A 22,630-nucleotide genomic window follows, 5' to 3' on the forward strand; every position below is an offset into this window, starting at 1 on the left:
GGCGGCGGTGTTGGCGGTGGTCATTGGCGTTGCCCTCCCAATCCCCTGAAGCGTGGTGTGGTCCGCAGGCAGCGCCGGCCGCCTTGTCGGCGTGTCTCGGCGGCATGCGGTCGATCCGGTTCCGGCGGATCGAAAGCCCGCCGCGCGATGGGCGCGGCGGGCCGTGTTGCGGTGCCCGAGGCTCACGCGGGCTGCGGCGAGCGCAGCCGGCTGAGCAGGTTGGAGATCATCGGGTACAGGGCGGCGACCAGGCCGAGGCCCATGATCGTCGACACCAGCGGATTGGACCAGAAGATCCCGATCGAGCCACCCGAGGAGAGCAGCGACTGGCGGAAGGCTTCCTCGGCGCTGTCGCCGAGCACGATGGCCAGCACCAGCGGCGCCAGCGGGTAGTTGGTCTTCTTCAGCACATAGCCGAGCACACCGAACACCAGCATCATCACCACGTCGAACACGTTGTTGTTCACCGTGTAGGCACCGATGGCGCAGATCACCAGGATCACCGGGGCGATGATCGAGAAGGGGATGCGCAGGATGGCGGCGAACAGCGGCACCGTGGTGAGCACGACGATCAGGCCGACGACGTTGCCGAGATACATCGAGGCGATGAGGCCCCAGACAAAGTCCTTCTGCTCGACGAACAGCATCGGGCCGGGCTGGAGACCCCAGATCAGCAGGCCGCCGAGCAGCACCGCGGCGGTCGGCGATCCCGGCACGCCCAGCGCCAGCATCGGCAGCAGGGCCGAGGTGCCGGCGGCGTGCGCGGCGGTCTCGGGGGCGACGACGCCCTCGATCTCGCCATTCCCGAAGTTCTTGCCGTTCTTCGACACGCGCTTGGCGATGCCATAGGCCATGAAGGAGGCCGGGGTGGCGCCCGCCGGGGTGATGCCCATCCAGCAGCCGATGATGCAGGAGCGGATGGAGGTCGCCCAGTAGCGCGGCAGGCTCGCCCAGGTCCGCAGCACCACCTTGGCGTCGATCTTCGCCGACTTGCCGCGGAACTCGAGGCCTTCCTCCATGGTCAGCAGGATTTCGCCGATGCCGAACAGGCCGATGACGGCGATGAGGAAGTCGAAGCCGTTCAGCAGTTCCTCGGAGCCGAAGGTGAGGCGCAGCTGTCCGGTCACCATGTCGAGGCCGACGGCGGCGAGCGCGAAGCCGATCATCATCGACACGATGGTCTTGGCCGGCGGTTCCTTGCTCATGCCGACGAAGGAGCAGAAGGCGAGGAAGTACACTGCGAACTTCTCGGCCGGCCCGAAGCGCAGCGCGAAGGCGGCGACCAGCGGGGCGACGAGGGTGATCATCAGGATGGCGACGAAGGCGCCGACGAAGGAGGAGGTGAAGGCCGCGGTCAGCGCCTCGCCCGCCTTGCCCTGCCGCGCCATCGGATGGCCGTCGAAGGTGGTCGCCACCGACCAGGGCTCGCCCGGTATGTTGAACAGCACCGAGGTGATGGCGCCGCCGAACAGCGCGCCCCAGTAGATGCACGACAAAAGGATGATCGCCGAGGTCGGCGACATGGAGAAGGTGAGCGGCAGCAGGATGGCGACGCCGTTCGCGCCGCCGAGGCCGGGCAGCACGCCGATGATGACGCCGAGCAGGATGCCGACCACCATCAGGAGGATGTTGAACGGATCGCCGGCGACAGCGAAGCCGTGCCAGAGATTGACGAAATTGTCGAACATGAGCGCTTTCCCCTGGGAGCCCGCCCGCGCGTGCTCCCGTTCCGGTTTATGGTGGCGTCACAGCCCGAGCAGGGCTTCGACCGGACCTTTTGGCAGTGGGATGAGGAACCACTTCTCGAAGACGAAGTAGAAGGCGGCCGGCACGCCGATGGCGATGGCGGCGGTCAGCGGCCAGCTGTACTTGCCCAGCCACTTCATGAAGACCGCGATCAGCAGGATCGAGGGGAGATAGATGCCGAGCGGCTCCACCATCAGGCAATAGATTGTGGTGGGAACGAGCACCTTCAGCACCTGGCGGAGTTGGCTCCATTCGGCGAACAGGTCGGCGGGGTTTTCCCGCAGTCCCTGCGCCAGGTTGATGAGGCTGCAGCCGCAGATGGCGATGCCGACATAGAAGGGGAAGAAGCCGGCTTGCGGGCCGTCGGCGCCCCAGCCGAAGCCGACGATGTAGCTGCCATAGACGACGATCAGGCCGAACAGCAGGGTCAGCAGGGCGACACCGATCTCGGCGTTGCGCTGCGTGGGGCCCGTTCCGGCGCCGTGGGATGTTTCGCTCATGATGGGTTCCGCGCTCCTGTCACGATCCGACCGTCCGGCGGGATGTCTCCCGCCGGTGCCGGATCGGCGCATTCTCGATTGACGCGATGTTCTGTGCGCCGGGCCGGCGAAACTGCCCGGGCCGCGCATCGATGGCGGCGGCGGGGGGCAGGTGCTGGCAAGCGGCCTTGTTAGCCGGCGTCGCTCCCGCCGTCGGCGCCGGGGCGCCGGGCGGGAGCGCGCGGGATCAGTTGGCGGCGGCGATGAAGCCGGCTTCCTGCATCAGTCCCTTGTGGGTCGTCTCAGCCTTGGTCAGCCAGTCCTTGAATTCGGCACCGGCCATGAAGGTCTGGTTGAAGGCGCCGTCCTTCATCAGCTGCTGCCATTCGGGGGTCTCGCGGACCTTCTTGAACAGGTCGACGAAATAGGCGACCTGCTCGTCCGAGACGCCCGGCGGCATGAAGATGCCGCGCAGCATCAGATATTCGACGTCGAGGCCGGCCGACTTGCAGGTCGGGATCGAGGACCAGGACAGGTCGCCGAGGATCTTGTCGGTGTAGGGCAGCTGCTTCTGGTCGAACACGCAGAGCGGGCGCACCTTGTCGCCGCGCCACTGGGAGACCGCCTCGATCGGGTTGTTCACCGTCGAGTTGACGTGGCCGCCCACCAGCTGCACCGCGACTTCGCCGCCGCCCTTGTAGGGGATGTAGGTCATCTTCTTGCCGAGCGCCTTCTCGATGGCGACGGTGATGATCTGGTCTTCCTGCTTGGAGCCGGTGCCGCCCATCTTGAAGGTGCCGTCCGGCGCCGCCTTGATCGCGGCCTCGTATTCCTGCGCGGTCTTGTAGGGGTCCTGGGCGTTCACCCACAGCACGAATTCGTCGAGCGCCAGCATCGCCACCGGCGTCATGTCCTTCCAGTTGAAGGGAATGCCGGTCGCCAGCGGGGTGGTGAACAGGTTGGACAGCGTGATGACGATCTTGTGCGGGTTGGCCTTGGAGTTCTTGACGTCCAGGAAGCCTTCGCCGCCGGCGCCGCCGGACTTGTTGATCACGATCAGCTGGGTCGGCATCAGCTCGTGCTTGGCGATGATGCCCTGCAGCGTGCGGGCCATCTGGTCGGCGCCGCCGCCGGTGCCGGCCGGGACGATGAACTCGACGGGCTTGGTCGGCTTCCACTCCGCCGCCGCCGGCAGTATCGACATCGCGGCCAGGCCGAGCGCGGTCAGCGTCCCGAGGCCGAGAGCATGGAAGTTCTTCATTTGGCGTTCCTTCCCACGGGGTTTGGTCTCTTGCCGTTCCATTCGTTGCGGCATTCTTGCTTGATGTTTTTTACTTGGAGTCCCGCATCTTCGGGCCGTCGACGACTTTGGCGAGAGGTCGTAACCAGCGATGCGGGGCACATCGACAGCCGGCTGATTTCCTTATGTCTCTGGAACGGTCTGTCTGTGGAATAAGTTGTACCAAGATGACTGTAATGCCAAGAGATAATTCTAAAGTTGCATGGTGCGACGCAAGGTAAGTGGGAATTACATATCCAATATTCAGGCATCTGGCATGCCAATTCTGGTATACGTAATAATTCATATTTTGTTCCGGCATATCTTATTAATTAACCCATTGGCTGTGCAGATATTTTGGAACGATTCTTTGCGTAATGTGCCGTAGCGGTGTCGGCGCGCGGCGAAGAACAGTGGTAGAAGCCGGATTTTCGAGAAGACCGGCTCTTGTCTGTGTTGGCCTTGTTTCCGCCCGAATCCCGGCACAATCCCGCCGTTCCTGCTGCGGCGCAGCAACTTTTCTGCAGAGCGGTCGGAAGCAGGCCGTCGCAATCCGGCGACCCGAATACGGTCCTCCGATCCCGGCGGGCCGACCTTTCGGCCCACGGCGTGTCGCGCCGGGGTGTCACTGCCCTGCGCTGGCCGCGTGGCAGAATGGCGTCCGGCGGCGATGGCGTCGCCGGGCGGAATCGTTTTTGCTACGAGTGGTGTGAAGAGCCGGCTGCGTGGCGCCGCATCCGGATGAACGTTGAGGGAGAGTCCATTTCATGACCAGTCGCGTGATTCCCGTGGCGCCTTTCGTCATCGCCGTGTTCGGCGCCACCGGCGACCTGTCGCGCCGAAAATTGCTGCCGGCGCTGTTCCACCGCGATATTGACGGCCAGCTGCCGGACGACGCGGCGATCGTCGGCGTGTCGCGCCGCCCGCTCAGCGACGAGGATTTCCGCGCCTTCGCGCTGCAGGCGCTCAACGACCACATCCCGGCCGCCGAGCTCGTTCCCGAGCTGGTGGAGCGTTTCCTCGCCCGCATCACCTATATCTCCGCCGATGCCGGCCGCGAGGAGGGCTGGGACAAGCTCGCCGAACGCATGAAGGCGGCCGGCGAGCGCATCAAGGTCTACTACCTAGCCACCGCGCCGGAGCTGTTCGGGCCGATCTGCGAGAAGCTCGGCAAATACGGCCTCGCCGAAGACGGGCGGGTGGTGATCGAGAAGCCGATCGGCAAGAACCTCGCCTCGGCGCTGGCGCTGAACGCCGAGATCGGCCGCATCTTCCCGGAAGACCGCGTCTACCGTATCGACCACTATCTCGGTAAGGAGACGGTGCAGAACCTGATGGCGCTGCGCTTCGCCAACGCGCTGTTCGAGCCGTTGTGGAACAGCGCCCATATCGACCATGTGCAGATCACCGTGGCCGAGGCGCTCGGCGTCGAGGAGCGCGCCGGCTATTACGACACCGCCGGCGCCATGCGCGACATGGTGCAGAACCACATCCTGCAGCTGCTCTGCCTCGTCGCCATGGAGCCGCCGTCCTCGCTCGACGCCGACGCGGTGCGCGACGAGAAGCTCAAGGTGCTGCGCGCGCTCAAGCCCATCGACGACCAGAACGCCGGCACCCTCACCGTACGTGGCCAGTACCGCGCCGGAGCGTCGGCGGGCGGCGCGGTGCCGGGCTATCTGGAAGAGCTCGGCTCCACCCGCAGCCAGACCGAGACCTTCGTGGCGCTCAAGGCGGAGGTCGGCAATTGGCGTTGGGCCGGGGTGCCGTTCTATCTGCGCACCGGCAAGCGCCTCGCCTCGCGCGTCTCGGAGATCGTGGTCCAGTTCAAGCCGGTGCCGCATTCGGTGTTCGACGCCAATGTCGGCCCCATCGAATCCAACCGGCTGGTCATCCGCCTGCAGCCGGACGAGGGCGTGAAGCTGTGGCTGATGATCAAGGATCCCGGCCCGGGCGGCATCCGCCTCACCCATGTGCCGCTCGACATGAGCTTCGCCAAGGCGTTCAAGGTGCGCAACCCCGACGCCTATGAACGCCTGATCCTTGACGTGGTGCGCGGCAACCAGACGCTGTTCATGCGCCGCGACGAGGTGCAGGCGGCGTGGGAATGGGTGGACCCGATCCTGGAGGCCTGGCGCAACGCCAAGGAGCCGCCGCGGCCCTACACCGCCGGTACCTGGGGCCCGTCGGCCGCCATTGCGCTGATCGAGCGCGACGGCCGCACCTGGCTGGAGGACGGCGCGTGAGCGCCGCTCTTCCCATGCACATCTTCGCCGATGGTCTCGCGCTCGCCGAGGCGCTGGCCGATTTCGTCGCCGGCAAGCTGGCCGCCCGCGTCGCCCGCGACGGCGGCGCCAGCCTCGCCGTCTCCGGCGGACGCACGCCGACCCGCTTCTTCGAGGCGCTGTCGGGGCGCGATCTTCCCTGGTCGAAGATCGGCATCACCCTCGTCGACGAGCGCTGGGTGCGAGAGACCTCCGACCGCTCCAATGCCCGGCTGGTGCGCCAGCATCTGCTGAACGGTCCGGCGGCGGCGGCGCGCTTCGTGGCGCTGGCGAACGACGCGCCGACGCCCGAGGATGGCCTGTTCGCCATCAACGAGGCGCTGGAAGACCTCTACTGGCCGCTGGCCTGCGCCGTGCTCGGCATGGGCGAGGACGGCCACACCGCCTCGTTCTTCCCCGGCGGCGACCGCCTGTCGGAGGCGCTGGATCCCGAGGGCAGCCTCGGCCTGCTGCCGATGCGGGCCGCCGGCGCCGGCGAGCCGCGCATCACCCTTACCTTGCCGGTGCTGCTGGCGGCGGACGGGCTGGCGCTCCATATCGAGGGCGAGGGCAAGCGCCCGGTGCTGCAGGCGGCGCTGGCCGACGGCCCTGTCGAGGAGATGCCGGTGCGTGCCGTGCTGCGCGCCTCCCGTCCGCCCGATATTTTCTGGTGCCCCTGATGGCGCCGGTCCGAATCCGCTAGCCCGAGGAGATCCGCATGGCCGAAGCCCCTGAGACGTCCGGCGTGAGCGCCCGCCTCGGCGAGATCACCGAGCGCATCGTCCGCCGCTCGCACGATACCCGCACGCGCTATCTCGAGCGCATCGCCGTCGCCGCCGAAAAGGGCCCGAGCCGGCAGAAGCTCGGCTGCGCCAACCAGGCGCACGGTTTCGCCGCCTGCGGGCCGGGCGACAAGGCGATGCTGCGCGAGGGCGCCGGCGCCAATCTCGCCATCGTCACGGCCTATAACGACATGCTCTCGGCCCACCAGCCCTATGAGCATTACCCCGACCTCATCCGCGCCGCGGCGCGGGCGGCGGGCGGCGTCGCGCAGGTCGCCGGCGGCGTGCCGGCGATGTGCGACGGCGTCACCCAGGGCGAGGCCGGCATGGAGCTGTCGCTGTTCTCGCGCGACGTCATCGCGCTGGCGACCGCGGTGTCGCTGTCGCACCAGACCTTCGACAGTTCGGTCTATCTCGGCATCTGCGACAAGATCGTTCCGGGCCTCGTCATCGGCGCGCTGTCCTTCGGCCATCTGCCGGCGGTGTTCATCCCTGCCGGGCCGATGACTTCCGGCCTGTCCAATGACGACAAGGCGAAGATCCGCCAGCTCTTCGCCGAAGGAAAGGTGGGCCGCGACGCCCTGCTCGAGGCCGAGAGCCAAGCCTATCACGGGCCGGGCACCTGCACCTTCTACGGCACCGCCAATACCAACCAGATGATGATGGAGATCATGGGCCTGCATTTGCCCGGCGCCTCCTTCGTCAACCCGAACACGCCGCTGCGCGACGCGCTCACCATCGCCGCCGCCGAGCGGGCGATGGAGATGACCGCGCTGGGCAACGACTACCGGCCGGTCGGGCGGATGCTGGACGAGCGGGCCTTTGCCAACGGCATTGTTGGGCTGCACGCCACCGGCGGCTCCACCAACCACACCATGCATGTGGTGGCGATGGCGGCGGCGGCCGGCATCAAGCTGACCTGGGACGATTTCTCCGACCTCGCCGACGTCACCCCGCTTCTGTGCCGCGTCTATCCCAACGGCAAGGCGGACGTGAACCATTTCCACGCCGCCGGCGGCATGGCCCTGGTCATCCGCGAGCTGCTCGGCATCGGCATGCTGCACCGCGACGTCGAGACGGTGTGGGGCTCCAGCCTCGACGCCTATACGCTGGAGCCGAAGCTTACCTCCGAGGGCACGCTGGACTGGCGCGACGGCGCGCGCTCCAGCGGCGACGAGAACGTGGTGCGCCCGGCCTCGCGGCCGTTCCAGGCGACCGGCGGGCTCAAGCTGCTCTCCGGCGATATCGGCCGCGCCGTCATCAAGACCTCGGCGATCGCCGCCGAGCGCCATGTCATCGAGGCGCCGGCCAAGGTGTTCCACTCGCAGGAGGAACTGCAGAAGGCCTTCAAGGCCGGTACGCTCACCGGCGATTTCGTCGCGGTGGTGCGCTATCAGGGTCCGAAGGCCAATGGCATGCCGGAGCTGCACAAGCTGATGCCGCCGCTCGGCGTGCTGCAGGACCGCGGCCAGAAGGTGGCTCTGGTCACCGATGGCCGGCTGTCCGGCGCCTCCGGCAAGGTGCCGGCCGCGATCCACGTCACGCCCGAGGCGGCGGATGGCGGCGCCATCGCGCTGATCCGCGAGGGAGACATCGTGCGTGTCGACGCGGTGGCCGGCACGCTGACGGTGAAGGTCGATCCGGCCGAATGGGCGGCGCGCAGCCCGGCGACCACCGATCTCACGGTCAGTCACTGGGGTGTCGGCCGCGAGCTGTTCGGCTCGTTCCGGGCGGCGGTGGGCACGGCTGACACCGGCGCCACCATCTTCGCGGTGGCGTAGACCGCCGCCTCCTGCTCCCCCGGACTCGCTGCCCGCTGTGCAGCGCGGGGCCGGGGCCGAGGAGCGGTTCGGCGAAGCCGTCGAGTCTCGGCGTGGTCTCCCTCTCCCCGTCCGAACTCGGCTGTTGCCGAGTTCGGCTCCGGCAACGCCGAAGCCTGAAACATCCGACTTCGGCGGAGGGGTGGCCCGTCCCCGGGTCTCGCCTCCGGCGAGCCAAAGGACAGGCTCCGCGGGTCGGTGAGGGGAGATCTCATCGGGAAGCGCCGAAGGCCGCTCACCCCGCCCCTCTCCCGATGTGGAGAGGGAAAAAGTACTGCGGCATGCGGGTTCCTATCAGGCCGCCCTCAGTACAGCGGCCCGATCTTGCCGAGCGGAATGAGGCCGAGCGCCACCCGCCCGTCGCGGAACACGAAGGGGAAGGCGCTGGCCTTGGCACCGTCGAGGGTGGTGGGCATGCCCGCCGCCATCAGCAGTGGCGCCAGCGAAATGGCCTGTTCCGGCAGCAGGCCTGAGCCCCCCAGCGCGCCCATCAGCCCCTGCGGGTTGGCCACCGCCAAAGTGAGGGCGCCGGCCGGCCGGCGCTGGCCGTCGAGGCCGATATCGCCGGTGGCGTTCATCGCCCCGCCGCCGGCGGAGAGCTTGGCGACCTCGACCTTCACCTTGCCGCCGGCCTCCTGCCACAGCCGCAGCCGCTCGGCGACCGGCATCGCCTGGAAGGGCGGCACCTGCGAGATGGTCGCCTGCAGCTCGGCGTCGGCCGCGGCCTGGGTGCCGCCATTGAGCGCGCCGCTGCCCGCTCCCTTCAGGCCGATGGCGACGTCCAGCGTGTTGCCGTCGGCGCCGGGATGATGACGGGCATGCAGCTCGGCGTGGCGGGCGAAGAACAGCGTCCGGCCACCTTCGCTCAGCACATAGTCGTTGGCCGAGGTGGAGACGCGGTCGACCACGCCTCCGGCGCCGACGGCGCTCACCTGCAACAGCGACCAGTTGGCCTCGATGCTGCGGCCGCTGGTCGGTTCCTTCAGCACCGAGGGCCCCTGGAATTCGGCGATGATGTGCTGCGGATCCCAAACCTGCGCGACGGCATGCACCCGGGAGGCCGACCACTGCCACGGATCCGACCCGGTGAAGGTGACGCTCGGCTGGGCGCAGATCAGTTCGAAGCGGAACGGAAAGCCGGTCAGCCGCCGGTCGGCGCAGCTCCATTGCCGCCCGGCCGCCGCCTCGTTGGCGATCCAGCCGTCGATCTCCTTCTCGGCGCGGCCGGCGGCATAGAACCAGGCAGCGGTCCAGCCGAGGCCGGCGAGCACGAACAGCGCCAGCGGCAGCACCACCCAGAGCGAGGAGCGGCGGCCGGTCACGGACGGCGTTTCGGCGGGCGAGGCGGCATGGTCGGGATCGGTCATCGGTCAAGTCTCCTGCGCGGGCCCGGCATCATCGTCCTTTGGCCTGCCATTGCGTCACCGGTGCGGCGACGGCCGGCCGTCGACGGATGCCACGGACCGGATAACGCGTTCCGCGCGCCGCGTTAAGGGCGTGATTGCGGCGCCGCCGTCCCGGCGCCCCGCCGACAGCGCCGCTCTTGACGCCGGCCACCTCGGTCGGTCGCCCAGCAGCAGATGGCGCGCGCGGCGCCACCGAGTTGCCTCCGTGGGATCCTTCGGTGCCGCGCAGACCGTGCCCTCCTCGGCACCCGCCACTTCCGGTCGGTCGCCCGGATGCGCTGGTGCCGCCGGCGCTACCTGTTCGCCGCCCTGCGATCCCTTCGGTGCCGCACAGACCATCGCGGGCCGCTACGGCTGTGCGGCTACGAAGCTATGGGGGGCGTTGCACCCCGGCGCTGGAAGGGCGGGTGTGTCGATAGCCGGCTGCGCGCCGGATGCGAGGCGAACGCCGCGCGGCCGGCCGAGGAGCCGGCCGCAGCCGATTGGGCACCATCCGATGACCCGTCGTACCCTTGTCGCGGCACTGGTCGACGACCGCGCCGTATCGACGGACGCAATCTAGGGACTCGTCGTCATGCCTTGTCATGGGCGCGGAATGGTGCCTCGGCCGACCGTCCCGTCCTCGGATATCGGCCGACCGCCGTAACTCCGTCCGTTGACGCAGATCGTATGTTGCGCTCCGCCCGCCGCGTTAACGACGCGATCGCGGCGACGCCGTAGCGACGCCCGGCCGACATGCCCTTCTCGGCGCCCGCCGCGCGACGTTGGTCGCCGGGGCGCGATCCTCTCGGCTCAACGCCACGCTCGGCGATGGCGGTTCGAAATGGCCGGGGCCGACGGTCGCCATCCCGAACCTCGGTCAACCGCCACAAGCGCGGTTGCGTCGATGGCCCCGTCGACGATCCCCGCGCCCACGGTATCCCGGAACGGCAAGCGGCGGTCGATCATGGCGTCCTGGCCGGCGACCTCGGGGCAGCCCAACCGGCACGGCTCGGGCTTCGGCAACCGCCGGCGGCACAGTCAAGTTCAGGGCGTGACGTGGCGCGCCGGCGGGGGGATCGGCGCAACCATGATTGCGTGAGGACCCTGCTGGGGTGAATAGCGTTGTGTCGGGATACCTGCGGTTCGCGCGGCAATCGCTGCCGCGTCGATTGCCGCGGGACTGGCGTTACCAGCGGCGGGGAAGGCGGGACGCCGAAGGGCCGTAAACCATGGCGTCGCAGCTGGCCGCCTCGGGGGGCATGACGGGAACAGGTGCACCGGTCGTCGAGCAAGTCGTATGGCTCGGCCTCCGGCCGCCATCGATTGCCCGATCGAGGTCGCTCCGTACCATGGCATGCCGGCGCGGGCGTGGATCGCTGAAGCCGTGAACACCGAGAACCCGTCCGGCTAGAACGGCGTCGAGGCGGGATGCCTGCCCCCAAGCCCCAAGCTTTCGAAAGCGAAACTCTCAAGCGCCACTCCGCCGGGCGCGCGAGCCCTGGGCGGGGATCGCCATCCACGCGGATACGCGCACCATCGATGCCCGGCGAGGGACATGGCCTTCCGCCGCGATCAGGGACTTCCGCCCCGCCGGCGCCGGTGCCAGCATGCCGCGAATCGGCGCGCATCTCCGGCGCCGCAGGCGGCTCGGATCGGTACGGCGCATGGACCCCCTTATGTCTTCCACCCACGAGGCGGTGAGCGATCTCTGGGTGTTCGGCTATGGCTCGCTGATGTGGAATCCCGGCTTTGAGCATGAGGAGGCCGTGCCGGCACGGCTGATCGGCGCGCATCGCTCGCTCTGCGTCTTGTCGGTGCACTGGCGCGGCACGGCGGAGAGGCCCGGCCTGGTGTTGGGGCTGGACCGTGGCGGTAGCTGCATCGGCATCGCCTTCCGCGTCGCCGCCGCGCGGGCGGAGGCGACGATCGCCTATCTGCGCGAGCGCGAGCAGGTGACGATGATCTATCGCGAGAGCACCCGCCGGGTCTGGCTGCGCGACGGCAGCCGGCGCAGCGTGCCGGCGCTGGCGTTCCTGGTGGATCGCGGCCATGCGCAATATGCCGGAGCGATGGGCCGCGAGGAGCGGCTGCATCTGGTGCGGCAGGGCCATGGTGTCGGCGGTCCGAACGGCGACTATGTCCGCGCCACCGCCCGGCATCTCGCCGATCTCGGCATTTCCGACGTCGAACTCGAATGGATCGCCGCGCGGCTCTAGGGCCCTTTCCGATCGGGTGGAAGCACCGGATCGACAAGAACGCGCTCTCGATCAGCTGGAGCCGGTTCTCGTCGCGAAAGCCATTCAGCGTTCGCGGGACATGCTCTAGCCGCGGGGGCCTGCCGACCGGCTCATTCCGGCACCAGCGGGCCGCTCTCGGTCTCCGGCACGATGCGCAGATGGATCTCCTGCGCGCCGGTGGCCAGCGCGGCGACGCGGGCCTTGGCGCCGGCCGGGCCGCTCCACAGCGCCACGCAGCGCCCGCCGGTGCGGCGCACGGCGAGGGCGATGGCGTCCGGATAGTCCGGCGCGTCCTCGACGGCATAGACGGAGAAGACCTGCCGCCGCCCATCCGGGCCGCGCCAGAGCCGAAAGCGTCGGGCGAGCACGCTGTCGGCGACGGTGAGCGGACCGTCGTCGCGCAGCGAATCGCCGCTGAGGGAGGGTAGCGTGATCATCATGAGAACAAAGTTAGAACATCTGTGGATGAGGTCAATGCGGTTCCTTTGGTGAATCCGCATGAATGCTGAAAGTTCCCGTCACGCGTGCGTGAATCGGGGGGCGCAACGCCTACCGGGTCGGCGGGGAGGCGTGCGCCGCGTGCCGGCGAAGTTGGCGCCGGCCTCTTGCAAGCTCGGCCGGTTCGGACCATACGCTTGCGGCGGGCGCCCGCGCCCGCGACGGCTGCGTCCCGGTAGCTCAGCAGGATAGAGCACAGGTTTCCTAAACCTGGGGTCAGGGGTTCGATTCCCTTCCGGGACACCAGCGCCGCGCCGTGAATTGCGGCGCCTCGGCTGCCGCTTCGCCCGTTTCCAGCAGTGGCTCAGCCGCGCAGGGCGGCGGCGGGGGACTGGCGATAGGCCAGCAGCGCCGGCACCATGGCCAGCACCGCCGTCGCACCGGCCAGCACCATCAGCGGCGTCAGGTCGTCGGGCGCGAACAGTACCGGCAGCGCCACCCCGCTCTGCGCCTCCAGCCGGGCGGCGATCGCCCGCGCGGCGGCATAGCCAAGGCCGACGCCTGCGGCGAGGCCGAGGCCGAGCAGCGCGAAGCCCTCCATCCACACCACCGCGAACACCGCGAGGCGCGGCGCCCCGAAGGCGCGCAGCGCGCCGATCTGCCGCCGGCGCTGGCCGACATGCAGCAGGATCACCAAAAGGATCGCCGCCGCCACCAGCGCCTGCGCGCCCAGGGCGACGGCGGAGAGCACGCGCCGGGCATCGCCGAGCGTCGCATAGAGCCGGGTCAGCACTTCGGCCGGGAACAGCGCCAGCGTGGTGTCGGTGCGCCAGTCCTGGCGCAGCTTGTAGGCGTCGGCGATGCTGCGCGGCTTCACCACGATCGCCGGCACGCCGGGGGCGTTGGCGGCGGTGGCCCGCGCGGCGTCGAGGGCGGCATGCGGGTCCATCGCCGATCCAGCGTGGTGATGCGCGTCCCCGGCCTTTCCGTTCTCCGCCTTTCCATCTTCCGCCTGCGCCCCGCCAGCGGCCTCTGCGGCGTCGTGCTCGTGTTCGTCGCCGTCCGTATGCGCCTCCATCCCATGGGTGCGCCACACCGCCTCGATCGGCACCAGCACCGCGCGGTCCCAGGGCGTGCCGGTCGGGGCGAGCCGGCCGACCACCTCATAGGTGGTCTCGCCATGCATGTGGCCGCCGCTGGAGGCCTGGCCGTGCAGCGGGTGGAAGCGGTCGCCGGGGCGCAGCGCCACGCCGGCGCCGGCCACCGCCTCGCCGAGCCGGGCGAAGCTTTTGCCCTCGCGCAGGCCGCCGAGCCCGTCGATGAGCGCCTGCGTGGTGCCGACGATCGGGTAGTCCTCGACGAAGTCGCCGAAGCCCACCGGCGCCGCCCAGGCGACGCGCGGATCGGTGGCGAGCGAGGCCAGCACCTTGCCCGGCACCAGGCCGAGCGGCGCCGGCTGCAGGAACACCGCCGAGAGCATCAGCTGGGTCTCGCTGCCGGCGGCGCCGACGATCACCGGAAACGCCGTCGCCGCCCGGGCGCTGCCGAGCCGCAATGCCCGCTCCTGCAGCGTCACCGCGACGCCGAGCGCGGTGGCGAAGGCGACGATCAGCACGATGGCGAGCGCGCCGAGCGCGTTGCGCCGCAGGTCGGCGGCGACGAGACGGAACATGGCTCAGCCCTCGCTGGCGGTGATGCGGCCGGCTTCCAGCCGGATCACCCGGTCGAGCCGCTCGATGAGGCGCGGATCGTGGCTGGCGACGATCAGCGTCGCCCCGGACTCCGCCGCCAGCGCCAGCAGCAGCGAGGCGACCACGGCCCCTGCCTCGGCGTCGAGACTGGCGGTGGGCTCGTCGGCGACCAGGATGCCGGGCCGGGCGATCAGCGCCCGCGCCACCGCCACGCGCTGCTTCTGGCCGCGGGACAGCGTCTCGACCTTCTGGTCGCGCCGCTCGATGCCGACGCGGGCGAGCAGCCGGTCGGCCTCCTCGCCGGCACCGGCCGGCAAGGCGAGGCGCGACAGCCGCAGCGGCAGCAGCACGTTGTCGCGGGCGGAGAGCCCGTCGAAAAGATGGAAATCCTGCATCACAAGTCCGACATTGGCGGCGCGCCAGCGGTCGCGCCGGCCTTCGGACAGCCGCGCCAGGTCGGTGCCGTCCCAGATCAGCCGGCCGGCGCGGGCGCGCTCCAACCCGGTGATCAGGTTGATCAGCGTGGTCTTTCCGGAGCCCGAGGGGCCGGTCAGCCCGATGCGGGCGCCGGCCTCGATGTCCAGCCGGGGAATGGCGAGGGCGGGGGTGTCGAGGCCGGGGAAGCGGACTTCCAGCGCGTCGACGGTGAGGGCGGGCATGTCAGGCCCGCCCGAAGCGGGCGCCGACGATGCGCAAAAGGCTGACGAAGCCGGTCTCGGGATCGGTCCAGGAGCCGACTTCCAGCGTGCCGGTCACCTCGATCAGCGCATTGGCCTGCTCGAAGGTCTGGGCGCGGTCGAGCCGGACCACCACGATGTTGTCCGGCCAGTCGGCGTCGGAGGAGCAGAACGGGCACAGAGCCATCGGGATTTCGGTAAGCACGAAGAAGTCGGCCTCCGCCTTCAGCGGCGGCGCCATGAAGCCGCGCATCGCCACCGGCTTGCCGGCGAGGCTCTTGGTCTTGTCCGAGAAGGTGAGGCCGAACACGCCCTGGCTGCCATAGAGCTCCTCGAAGCTCAGCCGGTCGGCCGCCCGCGCCGGCGCGGCGATCAGGCCGAGGGCGGCGGCAAGCATGAGCCGGCGCCGGGCCGGCGAGGCGAGGGGAGATCGGGCTGACGGGGATCGGGCCGGCAGGGAACACACCGGGCGGCGACTGGGCATGGCGGCGCTCCTTCGGCTGCGGCCTCTCGGCAAGTAGCCTCGGTGGGTGGGCCTCGCCCGATGCCGTAACGCGAGGCCGGACGACCCTGTCACGGGCGACCTCGGGGCTGGTTAGCGGCGGCATGTGTCAGTTGGATGAAGGCCGCGTCCCCGTCGGCCGGCCGCCGCTCCGGGCTCTAGCGCACCAGTTCGCCGCGGAACGCCCAGCGGGTCATGCGCCGTTCCACCAGCGCGCAGGCGGCATAAACAGCCACGCCCATGATGGCGATGGCGAACAGCCCGGCGAAGGTGGTGGCTGAGTCGTTGCGCGCCGATGCCGACAGCATCAGGAAGCCGATGCCGCGATTGCCGCCCACCGTCTCCGACAGCACCGAGCCGACGAAGGCCAACGTCGCCGCCACCTTCAGGCTGGCGAACAGATAGGGCATGGCGCGGGGAATGCCGACCTTGGTGAGGATCTCGTAATTGCTGGCGCCGAGCGAGCGCATCAGGTCGCGCATCTCGGGCTCGATGGTGGCGAGCCCGGTGGCGACGTTCACCACGATGGGGAAGAACGAGATGACGAAGGCGGTGATGATCGCCGGCAGCGCGCCGATGCCGAGCCAGATCATCAGGATCGGCACGATCGCCACCTTCGGTATGGCGTTGAAGGCGATCAGCAGCGGGTAGAGCCCGGAATAGACGAAGGGCGAGGCGCCGATGGCGAGGCCGAGCAGCAGCCCGAAGCCGATAGCCAGCACGAAGCCGATCATCGTCGTCCACAGCGTCTCCAGGCAGAAGCGCACCAGCAGGTCCCAGCGCTGCACGATCACCTCGAAGACGCGGGACGGGCGCGGCGCGACGATCTCCGGCACGTCGAAGACGATACAGGCGATCTCCCAGGCGATCAGCAGCACGGCGAGGGTCAGCCAGGGCATGGCGAGGCGGACATAGCGCTCCTGGCGGGCGGTCATCGCCATCAGCCGTGCTCCATCTGGATGCGTTCGCGCAGCTCGTGCACGATGTCGACGAACTCGGCCTGGAAGGTGGTCTCCAGCGTGCGCGGGCGCGGCAGCTCCACCTTGCGGATCTTGACGATGCGGCCGGGGCGCCGGCTCATCACATAGACGGTGTCGGCGAGATAGACCGCCTCGCGCAGGTCGTGCGTCACCAAGACGGCGGTGAAGCGCCGCTCCAGCCACAGCGCCTGCATGATCCCCCACAGCTCCTCGCGGGTGAAGGCGTCGAGCGCGCCGAACGGCTCGTCGAGCATCAGGATCTGCGGCTCGTGGATCAGCGCCCGGCAGACATTGGAGCGCTGCTGCATGCCGCCGGAGAGCTGCCAGGGATATTTGTCGCCGAACTCGCCGAGCCCCACCGAGGCGAGCAGCTTCTGCGCCTTGTCGAAATAGGCGGCCCGCTCGGCGCGCAGGCGGCTCTTGTGCGGCTCCACCACTTCCAGCGGCAGCATGATGTTGTCGCGGGTGGAGCGCCAGGGTAGCAGCGTGGCGTTCTGGAACGCCATGCCGACGCCCTTGATCGGCCGGGTGACGCGCTCGCCGCGCACCTTCACCTCGCCGGAGGTCGGCGGGATCAGGCCGGTGACCAGCTTCATCAGCGTGGACTTGCCGCAGCCGGACGGGCCGACCACGGCGACGAACTCGCCCTGTGCGATCCTCATGGTGGCGTCGGCCAGCGCGAGCGTCGCCTCGCGCCCCTCGCCATAGGCGAGGCTGACCTGGTTCAGTTCGACGAGGGGAGAAGAGGCGCCGGAAGCGAAGTCGGGAGCGGTCATGCGGGCACGCGGTTCAGATGGGAAGGGGAGCGCCGGGCGGTCGCGTCACGGCGCCACCATCCGCTCCTCTTTCGGCGGCAGATAGGCGTTGGTGAACACCTTGTCCGGCGCCGGCGCGGCCGGCAGGCCGAAGGCATCGGCCACCGCCGTCACCGAGCGGGCGAAGCGCGCCGGGTCGACGTCGCCCATGCCGTTCGCCTTCACGTAAGGCGTCAGCACGTTCATGGCGAGCGACATGTTGAGCCGCTCCAGCTCCAGCTTGTCGTCGATCAGCGGGTCGCGCGCCTTGGCGGCGGAGATGCCGATGGCCGGGTCGGCGGCGACCTCCTTCCAGGCTTTCGCGGTGGCGCGCAGGAAGCCCTTCACCACCTCCGGCTTTGCGGCGAAGGCGGGGGAGACGATGATGCCGTTGCCATACACGTCCATGCCGGCGTCGCTATAGGTGAAGGCGACGATGTCTTCCATCTTCACCCCGCGCGCCTTCAGGTCGAGGATCGACGAGAAATAGTGCCCGGAGATGAAGTCGACCGTGCCCTGCACCAGCGATTGCTCGCGCAGCTGCGGGGTGAGGTTGACGTGCTCGACGCTCTTCGGGTCGATGCCGACCTTCTTGGCGAAGGCGGGGAACAGCCGGAACGAGGCGTCGAACACCGGCGCGCCGAGCTTCTTGCCGGCGAGCTCGGCCGGCTTGGTGATGCCGGACTTCTTCAGCGCGTAGACGCCGAAGGGCGGGAAGTCATAGGCCATGAACACGCACAGCACTTCCTTACCGGGATTCTTGGCGTTGTACTCGATCAGCGAGTTCACGTCGGCGAAGCCGATGTCGTAGGCGCCGGACGCCACGCGCTGCACCGCCCCCGCCGAGCCCTGGCCGGGGTCCATGGTCACGTCGAGCCCTTCGGCCTTGTAGTAGCCCTTGTCGAGCGCCACGAGGAAGGGCGAGGTCGGGCCCTGGAACACCCAGTCGAGGGTGAATTTCACGGGAACGGGAGCTTGCGTCTGCGCCTCAGCGCCCGCCGCTCCCAGCGTCATGGCCGCCGCGATGCCCAGCGCGCCGGCGACGGCGCTGCGCATCGAGGAGACGAGGCGGCGCAGCGGGGCGGGTGCGGCGCAGCGGGTGGCAGGAGAAGCGGCGCGAGAGGCGAGGCGGGGCATGCTGAGCACTCCGGTCGGGCGAGGGGCGGACGCGGTTCCAGCCGACGGGAGGACCGCCGGCACGTGAGGTCCACCGGCATGCAAATCCGCCGCCAAGCCTGACATCATGCGGGCTTCCGGCTGACGCAAGGGTATGCCGAGACGGTACGCCGTGCCGTCTGCCCAATCCTTGGGCGCTAGGTTTTCCGACATCCTCCGGGCCGTCACCCGACGCGGCGGCGCCGGCGATTCGCCAGCACGTGGTGGTTGCGACAGTCGTGAGATTCCTGCTGCGACAACCTGCCGCATATTCCGGCCATGTACCGCGCGAGTCCGCGCGCGCCGCCGGTGCCGGCATACCGGATTTTCCCGCAGCGCCAATTCGTTAGCCGCGTTCGTTTGAGTCGAAAATGATTGCAATTTGTTTCGAAATTTAAGTGTCAAAATTTGATTATTAATTCTAATTTCGTTCTTTTTTATCGTGAAACCCTTCCAAAAATTGCAGCGCCGGTTAACCCTTCGCCCATGCGGCGGGTCGGCCCGAAAGGCTCTGCCGCCCGGAGCGCGGGGGAGCGCGACGGTCTTTCGGAGGCAATCGAACAGCGAAGAGGGAAATCGTCGAGATGGCGACCGATACGTTCAGCTACGCCTATCTGCTCAACAATCAGGGTAAGGTCCAGAACGGCAATGCCGCTGGGCATGCTCGCAACCCTTATCTTGATACGACTGTAAATTCAGGCGCCGATGCGACGATCACCTCCGGCGACACCATCACGATCGGCGGATTTTCAAGCGGATCGGCGAAATTCCTCTACGCAAGCGGCGACGGCATCGTCATTTCCTACAACGGCGCCACGTACCTGCTCACCGACACCGCCCAGACCGGCAACACCACTCCGCCGAACAGTGGCGACAGCTTCGTGGTCTGCTTCCTCGCCGGCACGATGATCGCGACGCCCACGGGCGAGGTCGCCATCGAGACGCTGAAGGCTGGCGATCTCGTGCTTACCGCCGATGGCGCGACCAAGCCGGTGCGCTGGCTGGCCCGCCAGACAGTATCCGCCCGCTTCGCCGATCCGCTGCGCGTGATGCCGGTGCGCGTCCGCGCCGGCGCGCTGGGCGACAACCTGCCCGTGCGTGATCTCTTCGTGTCGGTCGATCATGCGCTGCTGGTCGACGGGGCGCTGGTGCAGGCCGGCGCGCTGGTGAACGGTACGTCGATCGTCCGCCATACCGCGATGCCGACGCGCTTCGTCTATTTCCATGTCGAACTCGATGACCACGCGCTGGTGCTGGCCGAGGGCGTGGCGGCAGAGACCTTCGTCGACAATGTCACCCGCTACGGCTTCGACAATTGGGAAGAGGCGCCGGAGGCGCCGATAGCCGAACTCGACCTGCCGCGCGTCAAGTCGGCGCGCCAGCTGTCGCCGGCCACCGGCGCCCGGCTGGCGGCGCGCGCCGCGCAGCTCGGCTTCGCCGCCGACCAAGTCCCCGACCGCGCCGCCTGATCGCAACACGCGTGTCGGCGGTGCTCCATCCCGCCGGCCGCCCCGGGAACGGCATTCCCGGACAATTCTGTCCGGAGTGCCGTTTCTCTCGCTCCCCCGTCCGTGCCCGCCATCGGTCGTCCGGCGCGGCGGCACGTTCCGTGCCGTATCGTTCCACCTCCGGGCTATTTCCAGAATGGCGGTGGTTTGATACTTCTTTCGTCGAATGGGGGCCGCCAGGCGGAACGTCGGCCCTCATGGCGGGCGCGGTAGCGCCCGTCGGTGCCGACGGGGGCCGTGCATGGACATCAAGATCTTTAGCTATGCCTATGCCGTGACGGCTGACGGCTACGTCATCGCCGGCAGCGATCCCGGGCAGGCGGACAATCCCTATGTCGACGTGCTCGTCGGCACGCTCGACGATCCCGTGCTCGACGCCGACAATCCGGTTTTCGCCTATTCCGCCCCCGATGGCGGGTCGGGCAATGGCTATTTCTACTATGCCAGCGGCGACGGGCTGGTGGCCGGCCTCGGCAGCGGCGTCTATTGGTGGTTCACCGACACCGAGCAGGAAGCCGGTGACTATGCGGAGCGCGACGGCACCAGCTTCATCGTCTGCTTCCTTGCCGGCACGATGATCGCGACGCCCACCGGCGAGGTCGCCATCGAGACGCTGAAGCCCGGCGATCTCGTTCTCACCGCCGATGGCTCCACCAAGCCGGTACGCTGGCTGGCCCGCCAGAGCGTTTCCACCCTGTTCGCCGATCCGCTGAAGGTGATGCCGATACGGATCCGCTCCGGCGCGCTCGGCGAGGGCCTGCCGCTCCGCGATCTCTTCGTGTCGTGCGACCACGCGCTGGAGATCGACGGCGTGCTGGTGCAGGCCGGCGCGCTGGTCAACGGCACCAGCATCGCGCGCCACACCGACATGCCGCAGCGCTTCGCCTATTTCCATGTCGAGCTCGACGATCATTCGCTGATCCTCGCCGAGGGCGTGGCGGCGGAAACCTTCGTCGACAACGTCACCCGCCGCCGCTTCGACAATTGGCAGGAGGCGCCGCAGAGCGCCATTGCCGAGCTGGACCTGCCGCGTGTGAAGTCGGCGCGCCAGCTTCCCCGGCATATCCGCGCGCGCCTTGCCGCCCGGGCCGGGGTGCTGGGTCTTTCCACGCGGGATGAGCAGGCCGCCTGACGGCCCGGCCGTTAACCAGCGAGCGGGTCGTTCGGCGGCGAATGTCACGCGCACACGCGCGCGTACCTTAGTATGGGCATTGGTTAACGAGAGCCGCCTCGGCCCGGTGGCATGCTCCTCAACCGGCATGTTCCTCGGGCACCATGTTCATCCGGCGCCGGCCGTGCATAAATCGCCATGGCCGGCGCGGCTCGACCGCGTCGCCGCCCGGATGGCCCCCGGCCATCCTGTCCTTGCCGGTCCGTTCAAACGAGAGCGCAGATGAGCCACCACCAGAAATTCTACATCGACGGCGCCTGGGTCGACCCGGTCGAGCCGCGCCTGCTCGACGTCATCGATCCCTCGACCGAGGAAGCCTATACCCAGATCGCCATCGGCTCGGCGGCGGATGTCGACAAGGCGGTCGCCGCGGCCAAGGCCGCCTTCGCGACCTTCTCGCTGGTGCCGAAGGAGGAGCGCCTCGCGCTGCTCAACCGCATTCTCGCCGCCTATAATGAGCGCTTCGAAGACATTGCCCGCGCGGTCAGCCAGGAGATGGGCGCCCCGCTGTCCTTCGCCCGCGATGCGCAGGCCTGGGCCGGCCGGGCGCATATCGAGGCCACCATCAAGGCCTTCGAGACCTACGAATTCACCGAGCACCGCGGCGCCACCATGGTGGTGAAGGAGCCGATCGGCGTCTGCGCGCTGATCACCCCGTGGAACTGGCCGCTCAACCAGATCGCCTGCAAGGTGGCGCCCGCCATCGCGGCCGGTTGCACCGTGGTGCTGAAGCCCTCGGAGATCGCGCCGATCAGCGGCATCGTCTTCGCCGAGGTGATGGAAGCCGCCGGCACCCCCAAGGGTGTGTTCAACCTCGTCAACGGCACCGGCCCGGATGTCGGCCAGATCATGGCCGGCCACAAGGACGTCGACATGGTGTCCTTCACCGGCTCGACCCGCGCCGGCATCATCGTCGCCAAGACGGCGGCCGATACTGTGAAGCGGGTGGCGCAGGAACTCGGCGGCAAGTCGGCCAACATCATCCTGCCGGACGCCGATTTCGCGGAAGCCGTCGCCCAGGGCGTGCGTTCCTGCTTCGGCAATACCGGCCAGTCCTGCGACGCGCCGACCCGCATGCTGGTGCCGGCGGCCCGCCACGACGAGGCGCTGTCGATCGCCAAGGAAGCCGCCGAGGCGCTGGCGACCGGCGACCCGAACGCCGAGGGCACCGATCTCGGCCCGGTGGTCAGCCAGATCCAGTACGACAAGATCCAGCGCCTCATCGAGGCCGGCATCGCCGAGGGCGCCACGCTGGTCACCGGTGGCCCCGGCCGTCCGGAAGGGCTGAACCGCGGCTACTACATCCGCCCGACGGTGTTCGGCCATGTCACCAACGACATGACGGTGGCGCGCGAGGAGATCTTCGGCCCGGTGCTCTCCGTGCTGTCCTATGACAGCGAGGATCAGGCGGTGGAGATCGCCAACGACACGGTGTACGGCCTCGCCGCCTACATCCAGTCGCAGGAGATCGAGCACGCCCGTGCGGTGGCCGCCCGCATGCGCGCCGGCTCGGTGTATCTCAACTACCCGGAATGGGACACGATGGCGCCGTTCGGCGGCTACAAGCAGTCCGGCAACGGCCGCGAATATGCCGACTGGGCGATCCACGATTTCCTGGAGATCAAGGGCATCGTCGGCTGGGGCTGAGGCCGCCATTCTGCCTTCCGGCCGTCGCGCCTCGATGCGCGACGGCCGATCGGCCGATCCGGTCTATCGGGCCGG

General features: G+C 68.8%; 18 protein-coding genes and 1 tRNA gene. 8 read left to right on the forward strand and 11 right to left on the reverse strand.

What is annotated here, in order from left to right:
* Positions 1-182 precede the first annotated feature (182 nt).
* From KHC28_RS09860 to KHC28_RS09870, 3 genes are all read right to left on the reverse strand, one after another.
* Positions 183-1,688 (reverse strand): tripartite tricarboxylate transporter permease, encoded by a 1,506-nt coding sequence (locus KHC28_RS09860; RefSeq protein WP_214008135.1) that lies wholly within the window; start codon positions 1,686-1,688, stop codon positions 183-185.
* Positions 1,689-1,745: 57 nt separating this feature from the next.
* The gene (locus KHC28_RS09865; protein WP_214008136.1) at positions 1,746-2,246 is read right to left on the reverse strand and encodes a tripartite tricarboxylate transporter TctB family protein; all 501 of its coding nucleotides are present in this window, start codon (positions 2,244-2,246) and stop codon (positions 1,746-1,748) included.
* A gap of 226 nt (positions 2,247-2,472) precedes the next feature.
* The gene (locus tag KHC28_RS09870) at positions 2,473-3,486 is read right to left on the reverse strand and encodes a Bug family tripartite tricarboxylate transporter substrate binding protein (protein WP_214008137.1); all 1,014 of its coding nucleotides are present in this window, start codon (positions 3,484-3,486) and stop codon (positions 2,473-2,475) included.
* A gap of 785 nt (positions 3,487-4,271) precedes the next feature.
* On the opposite strand from KHC28_RS09870, the gene zwf reads away from it, so the two are divergent.
* From zwf to edd, 3 genes are read left to right on the forward strand one after another with little or no spacing between them, the layout of a single operon-like run.
* Positions 4,272-5,747, forward strand: a complete 1,476-nt coding sequence (gene zwf, locus KHC28_RS09875) for a glucose-6-phosphate dehydrogenase (protein WP_214008138.1) — start codon at positions 4,272-4,274, stop codon at positions 5,745-5,747.
* A gap of 14 nt (positions 5,748-5,761) precedes the next feature.
* Entirely contained in the window at positions 5,762-6,445 is a 684-nt protein-coding gene (gene pgl, locus KHC28_RS09880) for a 6-phosphogluconolactonase (RefSeq protein WP_214008207.1), read from the forward strand.
* 38 nt (positions 6,446-6,483) lie between these two features.
* Positions 6,484-8,328, forward strand: a complete 1,845-nt coding sequence (gene edd / locus KHC28_RS09885) for a phosphogluconate dehydratase (RefSeq protein WP_214008139.1) — start codon at positions 6,484-6,486, stop codon at positions 8,326-8,328.
* Positions 8,329-8,672: 344 nt separating this feature from the next.
* Here edd and KHC28_RS09890 read toward each other — a convergent pair whose 3' ends face one another.
* Positions 8,673-9,734 (reverse strand): DUF2125 domain-containing protein, encoded by a 1,062-nt coding sequence (locus KHC28_RS09890; protein WP_214008140.1) that lies wholly within the window; start codon positions 9,732-9,734, stop codon positions 8,673-8,675.
* Between the two features lie 1,697 nt (positions 9,735-11,431).
* On the opposite strand from KHC28_RS09890, the gene KHC28_RS09895 reads away from it, so the two are divergent.
* Complete coding sequence (locus KHC28_RS09895) at positions 11,432-11,971, forward strand: gamma-glutamylcyclotransferase (protein WP_246564555.1); 540 nt, start codon at positions 11,432-11,434, stop codon at positions 11,969-11,971.
* Between the two features lie 131 nt (positions 11,972-12,102).
* Here the strand turns inward: KHC28_RS09895 and KHC28_RS09900 are convergent, their stop codons facing one another.
* Positions 12,103-12,432, reverse strand: a complete 330-nt coding sequence (locus KHC28_RS09900) for a hypothetical protein (protein ID WP_246564557.1) — start codon at positions 12,430-12,432, stop codon at positions 12,103-12,105.
* A gap of 227 nt (positions 12,433-12,659) precedes the next feature.
* Here KHC28_RS09900 and KHC28_RS09905 point away from each other — a divergent pair.
* Positions 12,660-12,736, forward strand: a tRNA-Arg gene (locus KHC28_RS09905).
* Between the two features lie 58 nt (positions 12,737-12,794).
* On the opposite strand, the gene KHC28_RS09910 is transcribed toward KHC28_RS09905, so the two are convergent.
* The 6 genes from KHC28_RS09910 to KHC28_RS09935 all read right to left on the reverse strand — a co-directional run bounded on the left by KHC28_RS09910 (position 12,795) and on the right by KHC28_RS09935 (position 18,211).
* Complete coding sequence (locus KHC28_RS09910; protein WP_214008142.1) at positions 12,795-14,102, reverse strand: FtsX-like permease family protein; 1,308 nt, start codon at positions 14,100-14,102, stop codon at positions 12,795-12,797.
* A 3-nt stretch (positions 14,103-14,105) separates the two neighbouring features.
* Positions 14,106-14,780 carry an ABC transporter ATP-binding protein gene (locus KHC28_RS09915; RefSeq protein ID WP_214008143.1) on the reverse strand — a complete coding sequence of 225 codons (675 nt, stop codon included), beginning with the start codon at positions 14,778-14,780 and terminating at the stop codon, positions 14,106-14,108.
* Position 14,781: 1 nt separating this feature from the next.
* Positions 14,782-15,195 carry a hypothetical protein gene (locus KHC28_RS09920; RefSeq protein ID WP_214008144.1) on the reverse strand — a complete coding sequence of 138 codons (414 nt, stop codon included), beginning with the start codon at positions 15,193-15,195 and terminating at the stop codon, positions 14,782-14,784.
* Between the two features lie 263 nt (positions 15,196-15,458).
* Positions 15,459-16,241, reverse strand: coding sequence for an ABC transporter permease (locus tag KHC28_RS09925; RefSeq protein WP_214008145.1), 783 nt, complete (start codon positions 16,239-16,241; stop codon positions 15,459-15,461).
* Positions 16,241-17,056: an ABC transporter ATP-binding protein gene (locus KHC28_RS09930; RefSeq protein ID WP_214008146.1), complete on the reverse strand. Its 816-nt coding sequence runs from the start codon at positions 17,054-17,056 to the stop codon at positions 16,241-16,243. The genes KHC28_RS09925 and KHC28_RS09930 overlap by 1 nt, the downstream gene beginning before the upstream one ends.
* A 45-nt stretch (positions 17,057-17,101) precedes the next feature.
* On the reverse strand, positions 17,102-18,211 hold the full coding sequence (locus KHC28_RS09935; RefSeq protein ID WP_214008147.1) for an ABC transporter substrate-binding protein: 1,110 nt from the start codon (positions 18,209-18,211) through the stop codon (positions 17,102-17,104).
* 602 nt (positions 18,212-18,813) lie between these two features.
* Between KHC28_RS09935 and KHC28_RS09940 the strand changes: the two genes are divergently transcribed.
* From KHC28_RS09940 to KHC28_RS09950, 3 genes are all read left to right on the forward strand, one after another.
* Positions 18,814-19,698 (forward strand): Hint domain-containing protein, encoded by an 885-nt coding sequence (locus KHC28_RS09940; RefSeq protein ID WP_214008148.1) that lies wholly within the window; start codon positions 18,814-18,816, stop codon positions 19,696-19,698.
* A 280-nt stretch (positions 19,699-19,978) separates the two neighbouring features.
* Entirely contained in the window at positions 19,979-20,869 is an 891-nt protein-coding gene (locus tag KHC28_RS09945; protein ID WP_214008149.1) for a Hint domain-containing protein, read from the forward strand.
* A 261-nt stretch (positions 20,870-21,130) separates the two neighbouring features.
* Positions 21,131-22,555 (forward strand): aldehyde dehydrogenase family protein, encoded by a 1,425-nt coding sequence (locus KHC28_RS09950; protein ID WP_214008150.1) that lies wholly within the window; start codon positions 21,131-21,133, stop codon positions 22,553-22,555.
* Positions 22,556-22,630: the final 75 nt, after the last annotated feature.

It is taken from the genome of Ancylobacter sonchi, assembly GCF_018390695.1.
In the GTDB taxonomy this organism is placed as follows: Bacteria; Pseudomonadota; Alphaproteobacteria; order Rhizobiales; family Xanthobacteraceae; genus Ancylobacter; species Ancylobacter sonchi.